This is a genomic window from Methanobrevibacter sp. (assembly GCF_045646045.1).
Classification (GTDB): Archaea; Methanobacteriota; Methanobacteria; order Methanobacteriales; family Methanobacteriaceae; genus Methanocatella.
This window is the reverse complement of sequence record NZ_JAZRJY010000049.1, coordinates 1-13,667: the sequence shown is the minus strand read 5'-3', so window position 1 is coordinate 13,667 and position 13,667 is coordinate 1. Positions and strand designations below refer to the sequence as shown.

General features: G+C 35.3%; 6 protein-coding genes. 2 read left to right on the top strand and 4 right to left on the bottom strand.

Annotation, left to right across the window (positions count from 1 at the left end; translation table 11 throughout):
• The coding region (locus ACKI5C_RS03230) for an Ig-like domain repeat protein (protein WP_407431788.1) at positions 1 to 5,433 on the top strand (5,433 nt) is incomplete at its 5' end.
• A gap of 43 nt (positions 5,434 to 5,476) precedes the next feature.
• On the opposite strand, the gene dusB is transcribed toward ACKI5C_RS03230, so the two are convergent.
• The 3 genes from dusB to ACKI5C_RS03215 all read right to left on the bottom strand — a co-directional run bounded on the left by dusB (position 5,477) and on the right by ACKI5C_RS03215 (position 9,056).
• Positions 5,477 to 6,451 (bottom strand): tRNA dihydrouridine synthase DusB, encoded by a 975-nt coding sequence (dusB, locus tag ACKI5C_RS03225; protein WP_407431787.1) that lies wholly within the window; start codon positions 6,449 to 6,451, stop codon positions 5,477 to 5,479.
• A 146-nt stretch (positions 6,452 to 6,597) separates the two neighbouring features.
• On the bottom strand, positions 6,598 to 8,079 hold the full coding sequence (locus ACKI5C_RS03220; RefSeq protein ID WP_407431786.1) for a sodium-dependent transporter: 1,482 nt from the start codon (positions 8,077 to 8,079) through the stop codon (positions 6,598 to 6,600).
• A gap of 122 nt (positions 8,080 to 8,201) precedes the next feature.
• A complete protein-coding gene (locus tag ACKI5C_RS03215; protein ID WP_407431785.1) occupies positions 8,202 to 9,056 on the bottom strand; it encodes a DUF1002 domain-containing protein in 855 nt (284 codons plus the stop codon).
• A gap of 112 nt (positions 9,057 to 9,168) precedes the next feature.
• On the opposite strand from ACKI5C_RS03215, the gene ACKI5C_RS03210 reads away from it, so the two are divergent.
• The gene (locus ACKI5C_RS03210; RefSeq protein WP_407431784.1) at positions 9,169 to 9,816 is read left to right on the top strand and encodes a hypothetical protein; all 648 of its coding nucleotides are present in this window, start codon (positions 9,169 to 9,171) and stop codon (positions 9,814 to 9,816) included.
• Positions 9,817 to 9,842: 26 nt separating this feature from the next.
• Here the strand turns inward: ACKI5C_RS03210 and ACKI5C_RS03205 are convergent.
• Positions 9,843 to 13,667: right-handed parallel beta-helix repeat-containing protein (locus ACKI5C_RS03205; RefSeq protein WP_407431783.1), on the bottom strand; the 3,825-nt coding region annotated here is incomplete at its 5' end.

Genomic DNA, 13,667 nt, shown 5'->3' with positions numbered 1-13,667 from the left:
ACTTTCTTTAATAATTCCGCTTCTAATGAGGCTGGTGCTCTTAAGTGGGATAGTGAATTAGGTTATCTAGAAAATTGTAATTTTACTAGTAATTCTGCTTATGATGCTGGTGCTGTTAAGTGGACTGGTGTTTCTGGTAATGTTTCTGGTTCTACTTTCTTTAATAATTCCGCTTCTAATGAGGCTGGTGCTCTTAAGTGGGATAGTGAATTAGGTTATCTAGAAAATTGTAATTTTACTAGTAATTCTGCTTATGATGCTGGTGCTGTTAAGTGGTTTGGTGAATCTGGTACTCTGATTGGTTCTAAATTCACTAGTAATAATGCTTTCAATGAGGCTGGTGCTCTTACGTGGGAAGGTGATTCTGGAAATATAGCTGATTCCAGTTTTGATAATAATACCGCTGTTAGTGGGGCTGGTGCATTATACTTGTCCAATCCTGGTTCACATGTTGATATATCCAATTCCAAGTTCATCGGAAACAAAGTCACTGGTGTCGATGGTTCCGGTGGAGCCATATATGCATATTGTGATTCTGCAGATATATCTGATTGTATCTTTGAAAACAATACTGCCTCTGTAAAAGCCGGTGCTATCTACATATATTGGTGGGGAGGTACAATATCTGATTGTAATTTCACCAACAATAATGCTACAAAGTATGGTGGTGCTATTTATATATCTGATACGGAAGCTACTGTTTCAGGTTCTTCTTTTGAGAGTAACAATGCTTATGAAGGAGGAGCTATTTGTTTGGATTCTGAGGGTTATGATGTTGAAATGGAAATAACTGATGGCAGTCGTTTTGATGGAAACATCGCATTTAGAGGTTCTGCAATTTTCATGCATAAAGATGCCAAATTAAATATTAGGGATGCTAAATTCGGTAAAAACAGAGCTAACAGTTCAAACATCAATATTGATGTAATTAAGCCTGTAACATATTATCCGGGCAATACCACTTTAAATATCACATTTAAAGGTAATGACAATATAGCTAATGCTATTTGGAATGATGGTAACATGAATCATGTATTGATTAATCGTATTACTTATGAAGCATTCATTGACGGTAATCTGTTTAATAAAACTGTTGTCTCAAAAGATGGTGCCATTCCGATCTCACTTTCTGATGTAACTGATTATTATACTCAGATATGGCAAGATGATTTGGAAAACGCTCAATTAATCAATGTTATTATTAGTCCGATTGTCGATTCCACTCTTGGTGCAGGTCTTTTAGGTGCTCCTGCTAATCAGCTGGGCGAGCCAATTTATTCTTCCACTCATTTAACTGATGTTCATGGTGATGTTGTCATACCATTTGAAAAATTGAGTGTTGGCAAATACCAAGTTTATGCAGAGCATTTAACCGATATGTATTACACTCAAATATCTAATACAAATACTTTTGAAGTTATCAATGCTTTGAATGTTACTAAAGTTGCTGATAATAACTGGACTGATGTTGGAGGTGCCTGTGATTTCGTTATAAATATTACGAATAATTGTAGTGAAACTCTTGGTAATATTACTGTTATTGAGAATATTCCTTCTGGATTTGATCAGGATCGTTTTGATGCTAGAATTCAGGGTTATTCTCTTGAACATCTGATTATTGATGGTAATAAAATCACGTATTCTGGTGTTCTTGTTCCTAAACAGTCACTTGTGATTGTTGTAACTCTTTATGCAGTGGAAACGGGCAAATATAATAATACTATTGATGTCAGTTCAAATTTGACTGATCCTTTGACTGTTTTATCTGATGAGGTTACTGTTTATGATCCAAGTGTTAATTTAACTAAGAAGGCTGTTAATCCAACAGTAGTTATTGGAGACCAGGCAGTATTTATTATTAATGTTACTAATACTGGTGACAGGCCGATAATGCCTAGAGAGGTTGAAGTATATGATCCAGTCTACGTTGAAGGATTGGTATATGATCATATTGAGAATGTAACTGGTAGTTGGTTTGCAGATGCTGGTTTCCCAGAATTTTTCTTGAATTCAACTTTAAACGTTAATGAATCTGCAAGTTTCAGAATATACTTCAATACAACTAAATTAGGTGAATTTAACAATACTGCTTTAACGTTTTATAAATCATATCTTGAAGCAACTGACAAGGTTGATGTTGTTAAACTTACTGATGCTTTGAATGTTACTAAAGTTGCTGATAATAACTGGACTGATGTTGGCGGTGCCTGTGATTTCTTTATAAATATTACGAATAATTGTGATAGAACTCTTGGTAATATTACTGTTATTGAGAATATTCCTTCAGGTTTTGATCAGGATTATTTTGAGGCTAGAATTCCAGGATATTCTCTTGAACATCTGATTATTGATGGTAATAAAATCACATATTCTGGTGTTCTTGCTCCTAAACAGTCACTTGTGATTGTTGTAACTCTTTATGCAGTAAAAGCGGGCAAATATAATAATACTATTGATGTCAGTTCAAATTTGACTGATCCTTTGACTGTTTTATCTGATGAGGTTACTGTTTATAATCCAAATATTAATTTAACTAAAAAGGCTGTTAATTCAACTGTATTTATTGGTGATCAGGCAGTATTTATTATTAATATTACTAATATTGGTGATAGGCCGATAATGCCTGAAGATTGGCTTACGATAGAGGATTATGAATACGGTAAAGGATTGGTATATGATCATATTGAGAATGTAACTGGTAGTTGGATTGCAGACGCTGGTTTCCCAGTATTTGTCTTGAATTCAACTTTAAACGTTAATGAATCTGCAAGTTTCAGAATATATTTCAATACAACTAAATTAGGTGAATTTAACAATACTGCTTTAACGTTTTATAAATCATATCTTGAATCAACTGACACGGTTAATGTTGTTAAAATTCCTACCGCAACTGTTGTTGGTAATGTTTCTGGTTATCCTGATGATACTATGACTATTCCGGTCAATGTAACATCTGAAGACGGCATTCCATTTAATGGTCTGGTGAATGTTACTTTACCTGATGGCAATGTCGAAGTTGTTGATATTGTTAACGGTAGTGGTGCTGTTACTTGGACTATTCCTCATAATTTCGAGGTGGGCGATTATCCTGTAAATGCTAGTTTTGCAGGAAATTATACGCATCTTCCGTCCAATGGTACTGGTGTTGTGACTGTTGAGAAGATTCCTACTCATATCAGTATTGAGAATGTTACTGCTCGTCCGGGTGATGATGTGAATATTTCTGTTAATGTGACTGCTGATGATGGTGTTGCGTTTAATGGTAATATTAGCTTTACTTTGCCTGATAATATGACTGTTTCTGTTGAGATAGTTAATGGTAGTGGTGTTGTTCCTTGGAGTGTTCCTGATGATTATGATGGTGTTTATCCTACAAATGCCAGTTTTGAGGGTGAAGGTAGGTATTTACCGTCCAATGGTACAGGTACTGTTACCGTTATTCCTAAAATCCCAACTGAAATAACTGTAGGTAATGTTACTGCTCATCCTGGTGATAATGTAACTATTCCTGTTAATGTGACTGCTGCTGATGGTGTTCCGTTTAATGGTAATATTAGTGTGACATTGCCGGATAATACGACTGTTCCTGTTGAGATAGTTAATGGTAGTGGTGTTGTTCCTTGGAGTGTTCCTGATGATTTCGAGGAAGGGGATTATCCTGTTAATGCTACTTTCGATGGTGACGACAATTACTTGCCTTCCAATGGTACAGGTACTGTTACTGTTGAGAAGATTCCTACTCATATCAGTGTAGATAATGTTACTGCTCATCCTGGTGATGACATTGTTATTCCTGTTAATGTTACAGCGGATGATGATGTGCCATTTAATGGTAATATAACTGTAATTTTACCTGATGGTTCTAATCAAACTGTTGTGATTGTTAATGGTACAGGTAATGTTAACTGGATTGTTCCTGATGATTTCGAGGAAGGGGATTATCCTGTAAATGCTTCATTTGAAGGAGATAACAAGTATTTACCTTCTAATGGTACTGGTGTTGTTACTGTTGAGAAGATTCCTACTCATACTGCTGTTGGTAATGTTACTGCTCATCCTGGTGATAATGTAACTATTCCTGTTAATGTGACTGCTGATGATGGTATTCCGTTTAACGGTAATGTTACTGTGACTTTACCAGATGGTACTACTCAAACTGTAGAAATAATTAACGGTACAGGTAGTGCTTATTGGACTATTCCTAAGGAAAATGTATCCCAATATAATGATTCTGCTTCATTTGATGGGGATAACAAGTATTTACCATCCAATGGTGCTGGAATCATTTCAGTAATACTCGTTGATGTTCAACTCAACATTACAGTGGATAAATCAGTTGTTTACTATGGTGAAATTGTTGAATTTACCGTAACTGTTCGCAATAACGGTCCTGGTGATGCAACCAATGTTACTGCAGTAAACCTAATTCCTGAAGGATTTGTTTACATTTCAGATAATTGCAGTGATGTGGATTACCAAAATATCAAAGGCTTATTGATGGCATCCAGTGCAACTCAAAGCTATGATCCTTCTACTGGTGTTTGGTATATTGGAGATTTGGCAAATGGTGAGGAAACTAAATTAACTATTCTGGCTTATGCTAACTTCATAGGTACAAAACAGGTCAATTCATCTGTTAGTATTGCTGAATTTGAAACAGACTACACTAACAACAATGATTCTGTTGAAGTTACCGCTGAAAAAATCCCGACTGAAGTTTCTGTTGAAAACATTACAACAAAACCTGGAAAAGACATTACTATTCCTATCAACGTGACAGCTGAAGATGGCACTCCAATTAATGGCAATGTAACTGTCGAGTTGCCTGACGGTACAAATAAGACTGTTGAAATTACCAACGGTACTGGTGAAACTACTTGGACTGTTCCTGGTGATTATGCTGGTGATTATAATTATGCTGTAAGTTATGATGGTAATGACACATACTTACCTTCAAATAACACAGGAATAATCACTGTTACTCCAAAAGTTCCAGTTAATATTATTGTTGGCAATATTACAGCTAAACCTGGTGACAATGTATCTATTCCTATTGATGTGGTTCCTGAAGACGGATCCGTATTCAATGGAAATGTTACTGTAACTTTACCGGATGGAACAACAAAAGTTGTTGAAATCATTAACGGTAAGGGTACTGTTGACTGGACAATACCTGACAATTATGACGGTTCATATCCTGTAGGTGTAACATTCGATGGTGATGACACATATCTGGCTGCTAACGGTACAGGATTTATTACTGTAACACCAGACACTCCAGTAAATCCTGATGTTCCGGTAACTCCGGATACTCCGGAAAATGCTCCTGCTAAAGGTAAAGTTCCTATGGAGAATAATGCTACAGGTAATCCATTGATTGCATTGCTTATGGTTCTCGCACTTTTAGGTGTCGGCATTAAAAGAAAAAATTAAACACATTTAAGGAGTTTTTAAAACTCCTCTCTTTTTTTATTTTTTAATATTTCAAATCTTTCACGTAATTTTCAAGCAAATCAAACAGCTCTTCTTTTGTACTTGTTTGGAAAATCTTCTTTTTAATCTCTACGCTTCCATGGAGATTTTTCATATAATAGGCCGCATTGGTTCTTAGTTTGTGCATCAATACCTTATCGGAGTAATTGTCCATAATTAATGATGCATGCCTTTTAAACATGTCCAGTTTTTCCTGTGATGATATTCTTTCAGGTTTTATTCCATAATCCAGATAATCTATGCACTGCTTTATAATCCAGGGGTTTCCCAAAACTCCCCTTCCAATCATTATTGCATCACAATTCGTATAATCTATCATGGCCTTCGCATCAAAGCATGTTCTTATGTCTCCATTTCCAATGACTGGTATGGATACTTCTTCTTTAACGTCCTTTATTATTGACCAGTCTGAAGGTATGTCGTATCTCTGGTGTCTTGTACGTGGATGAACAGCAATAGCTGAAGCACCGGAATCCTCTACGATTTTTGCCATTTCCAGCGCATTGTTTTCATACCATCCGCTTCTTATTTTAACTGTCACTGGAATATCTACTGTATCGACTACCGTTTTGATGATATCGGATGCTTTTTGAGGGTCTTTAAGCAGTGCGCTTCCCGCTCCGGATTTAACGGCTACTTTCGTTACGGGACATCCCATATTAATGTCTAAAATATCAGGCTTCATGTTTTCGCAGATGTATGCGGAAGAGGTTTTAAATGATTCAACGTCTGAACCGAATATCTGCTGTGCTATTGGCCTTTCATAATCTGTCATAGTCAGCATTTCTCGGGTTTTTCTATTTAAATGCTTCACTGCTCTTGTTGAAACCATTTCTGTTTCTATCAATCCGCAGCCCATTGATTTTACTATTCTTCTATAGGCAGAATCGCATATTCCTGCCATTGGGGCCAGAACTACCTGATTATCTATTTTGACATTTCCAATTTTCCATTTCATAATAAATACACAATTATCAATATATATTTACTGATTAAAAATAATTTACTTATTTCATATCTTAAATTAAAATATTGTAATGGTTAATTAAAATAGCTATTATTGTATCAACTCATGTTTTAATAATAGCTATCTTTGAGTATTTGCTATTGAATTTTTTTGTAGAAATCTTCATTTTTTGCAGGTAACCTTGAAAGTATGAATGGAAGAATTAAAATTACTGCAAGCAATATCACTCTTATTGTGATGCTTGCAGGGTCTTCTTCTTCAAAGGTTGTAAGTATTCCCTGAACCCATAAAGCGAAAATACAGATAGGCAATATGTATTTAATGATTATTTTCCAGGATTTGCCTATTTTTATTCTGGAATTATTGTTTAATGTTGCCATTAATTCATCAAAGTCATATACCCAGCCGAATATTATGCATTCAAGAAGAACTGCAAACAGCAATGCGAAGTTGTTTAAAAATGCGTCAAACACTCCTAAAATGAAGCTTCCGGAGGCAGTTGCAAAAATTGAGGATATTATGACTCCTACAGCACAGACTATTGTTGCAGTTTTTTTACGGGAAAAATCAAATTTTTCGGAAATTGAGTAACATACTCCTTCCAGAAGCGCAATTGCTGATGTGATTCCTGCAAATAATATGCACAGGAAGAATAATGGTCCTATAATAAATCCTGTCTGCATCATGTTAAGTGCTTGCGGGAAAACTACAAAAGCAAGGCCGGTTCCTTCTGTTACCAAATCGTTAAATGCAATTCCGCTTGTCATTGCCATGAATCCCAAAATTGAAAAGATTCCTATTGCATTGAAAACTTCAAATCCTGAATTTGAAAATGCTACTACTAGTGCATTGTCAACCAGCTTGGAACCTTCCGGCAGATAGCTTGCATATGTAAGGGCGATTGCCATTCCCAGACTTAGGGAAAATACAATTTGGCCGAATGCTGCCAGCCATACATCGAGATCAGTTAATGCAGACCAGTTCGGACTGAATATTTGTGAATATCCAATGGATGCTCCTGGAAGTGTCAGTGAGTATGCGACAAATATTACTACGATTACACAAAGTATAGGAAGCAATGTTCTGCTCACCTTTCCGATTCCTTCATTCAAATCTGCCCTGATAATGGCCCATACAACAAGCCAAATGACTACAATCGATACTAAAACATTCGGCACTATTGTAAATATTCCATATATTGAGTCTGATGCATGCAAGACATTTTGTGAAAAGTATAAATCAGGATTTGAACCCCAGGCTTTTGTAAAGCTTAAAACCAGATATATCAAATCCCATCCCACTACACATACATAATATGTTGTTATTAGAAATACTATTGTTAAAACTATCCATGCCACCGGCTCCAATTTATTGTTAATGCTGTATAAAATCTTTGATAGGGATGTTTTGAATTTGAATCCTACTGCATATTCAACTAAAACAAATGAGATTCCTAAAAGAAATAATGATACAATGTAGGGTATCATAAATGATCCGCCACCATGGGAATATAATACATTTGGGAATCTCCATATATTGCCCAAACCAACGGCCGAACCAATCATTGCTAAAATAAATGTTAAGTTACTGTTCCATTCGCTTCTTTTATTTTCTGACATTTTTTATCACTTAATTATATAATTTATATGTATCTTGAATATATAATTGGTGATATTTTTTGCATAATGAAACATTAGTATTATGATGATTTTTTGGTTGCGGTTTAAAAAAAGAAAATAAATTAGGATCTTAATCCTAATTTAGAAAATAGTCCATCTAATGAAAAACTACCTGAATTGCTTCCTATAACATTGGATACTTGATTTGTATAGTTTGAAACTTGTCCCTGTACAGATTGAACTCCTCCGATACTTGTAGCAAGGTTTTCAATACTGCTGTTTGACAGGTTAATATGATTGTTAATTGTGTAGTTTTGAATTATATTCACGATAGTTTTGTGGTCAGTAATATTGTTCTTTTGAACGGTCACTTTCACATCATTAACCAATTTGGTTAAGTTTTCTGCTGAAACATTATCTTTTTGAACAATATCTGATTCAGTTTGAATTTCTGTAGTAGCAGCCTCTTTTACAGGTTCCGGAATGGTTGTGTTAGTTGCTGCTTCATATGAGTTCATAATTCCTGCAAGTGCGGATTCACCAGTTGCAGATACAGGACTGGTTACATATATATGTCCGTTGGTTATTCCAGCGGATTTTAATGCTGTAATGTACATGTCTGCAGTTACTGTAGTGATTTTTGATGTATCCACAGTTACTTTAATATTTCCTGTTTCGGTTAAGTCAACAAATGCACATGAAAATATCTGATTTGAACTGTAAGTTTTGTGACTTATTGTACTAGAAATTTTGTTTACATCAGATGCGGTAATAATTTTTGAGTTTACATTTTTCACATCGATATGGGCTTGTTGACTAAAGAAGCTATCCACAGCAGACTTATAATTTTGATTGTTGTAAGTCGTTTCACCATAGGTAATTACTTGTTTTCCTGATTGGGCAGAAAACCCTGCAGGTAAAGCAATACCGACAATTACAATTGATAATAGTAGTATACCAATTACAGATTTGCGCATATTTTCACCTCTAAATTATAATTATAATAAGTAGTATTTAAATGTATTTGTATCTAAGTTGTGTGTATATATAAATGCATTAAAATTTAGAATATAATTGAGGGTGTTGAATTTGATTAATGATAAACAAGCCATTGAACTTGCTCAAAATCTTGAAAAAGTTGACATTGATGTTAAAAAAACGATAGAAAAAGCAGTAACAGCAGGTTATTTGGGTGAAGAACATTTTTACTGTAGTGTAATTCAAAACGGTTCTTACACTCTTCCAATAGATACTTTGTTTGGAGAAAATCCTCCCAAATTAAAATTGGATAATTTTTACTTTGATATAGTATCAAAAGCCTTGGATGATGAAGGTATTTATATTTCACTTGCATACTGTAATGGTGAAATGAGGATTTCGCCGGATTCAATTGATGAAATAATAGAATATGATGATTATGAATTGGAAGAAGATGAGCTGTATTTTGAAAGGCAATATGTTTTGGTTAGTGCAGATTCAACTAAATTATTTAGGATATATGAAGAGGAAGGAATTCCTGGCCATAAACCAACTGATGATTTGGGATTGATTGTAAAATATGATAAAGGTCAATATTATTCTTATTTTGCAATAAGATCAACTGATTTGTGTATGTCCGCTCTTCAGGTATTTCCTTTAAGTTCAGAATTGCCTAAGGAAAATGAATTTTCTCTGATAAATCCTATAAATAAGGCATTGATTGAAATGATTAATGATGCTATTGTTTTAAAAAAATAAGAAAAAAGAGATTAAAATAATCTCTTTTAAAGTATAATGGTTACTTTATTACTTATGCTGCAAGCATTATATGTTGAAGTAATGATGTATTCTCCGGCCATTAAATTAATGTTTAATGTTGCAACACCATTATTGTCTGTGTTACGGTAATAAAATATACCATTTATATTGAATTCTATTTTTTGGTTTGCATAGGCTTTACCTTGACCATCAACCAAGTTTGCTTCAAATGGAGTTATTGTACCGTATTTTTTGACTAGATCGCTAGCAGTTAATACTGGTAAGACTTTAATGTTGTTGGACACCTTACATCCTTTGTATTCAGCAGTAATGATATAGTCTCCAGGCAGCAAGTTAATGTTTAGTTTGGCAGTGCCGTTTGCATCGGTTTGGCGAGTGTAGAATACACCGTTAATGTTGAATGTTACACTTTCACCTGCACCGACAGGTTTGCCGTCATCACCAATGATTTTAACTGTATACTGTGTTCCGTTTCTGTAGTATTTGGTTATATCATTGTTTTCAATGATTCTTGGAATGACTGTAATGTTATTTGCTGTGTTTTCTCCAGTTACAAGGTTCATTGCAGTGATTATATATTCTCCTTGTTCCAAGTTAATATTTAATTTTGCTAAACCTTTGTCGCCGGAAACTTTACGGTCATACATCACACCATTGATGTTGAATCTGACAGCTTCCCCATCCTTGAGATAGTTTCCTTGGCTGTCTAAAAATGTTGCATAGTACTGAGTATCATTTCTGAATACTTTAGTGACATCTGTTCCGTTAACGGTAGGCAATATTGTAACGTTTGAATTAACTTCAATATCCTCCACTTTAACAGTTGCAGTATAATTACCACGTTCTAGGTTTAAACCAATTGATGCAGTACCGTTTTCGTCAGTTTGTCTGGTATATGTTGCGCCATTGATTGTGATTTCAACGGTAGCATTGACAATTGCTTTTCCTGATTGTGTCACGTTTACAACAAGTCTTTCAGGACCGTGATAGTATTTTGTCACATCAGGTGCAACAACAGATATTTTATCAAGAACGGTTACCATGGAGGTTGTATGATTGCTTTGATAATTATTGTCACCGGAATAGTAGATAAATGCTTCATATTCTCCAGGTTCTAAAGGTCGAATTATGATTGTTGCTTTTCCATCTTTAACCGGCGCCATGTATTCTCCATCATTAACTACTGCGGTTACTGTTCCGGTTGCATTTTCAGGCAATTCTACTTCAATTTCACCGTATTGGCCAATATTTATTTCAATATCACTGGCATTAATGCTTACTTCTTTTTTAGGGTTGTAGTTTATTATAGCATATTTTTGGGTACAGTTGTATAATATTCCATATGTAGTTGCGCTAACTAAATAGCTGCCATATTCCGGTAAAACAGTATTTCCAAACAGGACGATATCATCATTATAGAATACTTTAAGCTCCTTGTCATTTATATGGAATATTCCATGGTCACTTACAATTGTGTTTCCATTATCATCCTCACAGTAAGCATTCAAATAGACAAATGAATCTGTTGTATTATAGGTTTCATTAAATAATGTGGTCATTGTAGTTGGGGAGAGAATTATTCCATCGTTGAAGATTACATTTGATAATGTATTATTTTCAAGGTATAATCCACCTTCATTATAAATGAAGTAATTTTTATCGAGATATTGGTCCAATTCTTTGTTATTGGATAGTCTCAACATTGCATTTTCACCTACAATAATGTGGCTTGTTCCATCAAATGTTGAATTGATTATGCTGGATATAATATTTCCCGCATAATGTATGTCTGGTCCCATTCCGGTATTGTTTATAAATGCTGAATTTTGTATTGTCACACTACCATCATTAAGATAAAGTGCTCTTCCGTCTTCTGCAGTGTTTTCACTAAATGTGGCCCCATCTATTAAAATGTTTTCTCCATTGTTAATAAATATGGCTCCACCTTTTGTACTTGCAGTATTGTTTATAAATTCACAGTTTCTAATGATGAGGTCTAAAGCAGTATCTTCAATAAATATTGCTCCTCCACCGTAATCCCAGTTTTGTGTGGTAATTGTATTGTTTTTGAATAGAGTATTTTCTATTACGGACTTTTCAACTGTTTTCTCGAAGTATATTGCTCCTCCGGCACGTGCAACATAATCTGTGAAGTTACATTCGTCGATGTTCAGGTTGGTTACATTATTAATGAAGTATAATGCTCCTCCGCCAATTACTTCCTGTGCAGGTTTAAGTGTTGCATCGAATTCACATTTGCTGAAATTAAGGTTTTCCGTGTTTTTATTTACTGCAATATCACTACCGTATCTTGCGATATTGTCTAAAAAGTCACAATCAACAAATGTATTGTTAATAGCATTGCCCATGAAATCGATAGCTCCTCCATGGGTTGTTCCGGTATTTAATATGAACAGTAAATCATTAAAGTTGTTGTTTGTTGCATTACCCTGTACTGCGATTGCTCCTCCACCATATGCGGTATTGTTGGTGGTTGCGGTGTTATTAATGAATCTGGTACCGTTTATTTCTGCGTTTTTCAATTCGCCTTCTACGAATATTGCTCCTCCTGCGCGTGCAGTATTGTTGCTGAATTCACTGTATTTTATATATAGCTGATTTGCATCGCTTATGAAGTATATTGCTCCTCCTCCGATAACTTCAAACGGAAGTTCTTTTATATTAGGGATTGTTGAAAATCTTGATTTTGTTATGTTAAGTGATATACTGTTGTTACTTGCTGCGATTGCTCCTCCGTATGGTGCATAGTTTTCTAGGAACAGGCATGCTTCGAATGTGTTGTTTTCGTCGTAGTCCATGAATTTGATTGCTCCACCGTGAGTTGTAGCGGTGTTGTCTTCAAAGGTTGACAATTCAAACTTGTTGTTTGTTGCGTTTCCTTCTACTGCGATTGCTCCTCCACCGTATTTTTGGTTTTTGGTAAATGCGGTGTTGTTTTGGAAGTATGATTTTTCGAATGTGGTTTTATCCATAATTCCTTCTATGTAGATTGCTCCTCCTGCGCGTGCACTGTTATTTATGAAGTCGGATTCGAGTATTCGTCCTTTGGTGAGGTTTCCTATGATGTAGATTGCTCCTCCGCCGATAATGTCTTCAGAGGTTCCTTTGTTGTTTGTGAAGTTTGAATTGTATATTAAGAGTGATTCTGTGGTTCCAAGGGATATTGCTCCGGCGTATGGTGCATAGTTTCCGTCAAATAGTGAGGATATTACTACATCGCTGTTGTTTCCTCTGAGTTTGATTGCACCTCCGTGGGTTTGTGCGCTGTTGTTTATGAATTTGGAGTCGACTATTGCTACATATTTAGCATTTCCTTCGACGTCTATTGCTCCTCCACCGTAATATGTGTTGTTGGTGGTTGCTTTGTTGTTAATAAAGTTAGTTTCGGCGATTATTGCACTGTTTAAGTCGCCTTCTATGTAGATTGCTCCTCCAGCACGTGCAGTGAGTGCATTGAATTCACAGTCAGTTATGTATAGTTCGTTTGCATCGTTTATGAAGTATATTGCTCCTCCTCCGATGATTTCATTTTCCGGTTCTTTGGTGTTTGTAAAGATACAGTTTGTTATGTTGAGTGTTTGGCTGTTGTTGCTTACTGCGATTGATCCTCCGTATGGTGCATAGTTGTCCATGAAGATACATTTGTTGAATGTGTTGTTTTCGTCGTTGTCCATGAATTTGATTGCTCCTCCGTGGGTTGCAGCAGTGTTGTCTGTAAAGATTGCTTTTTCAAAGTTGTTGTTTGTTGCGTTACCTTCAACTGCGATTGCTCCTCCTCCGTAATATGTGTTGCTGGTAATTGCGGAGTT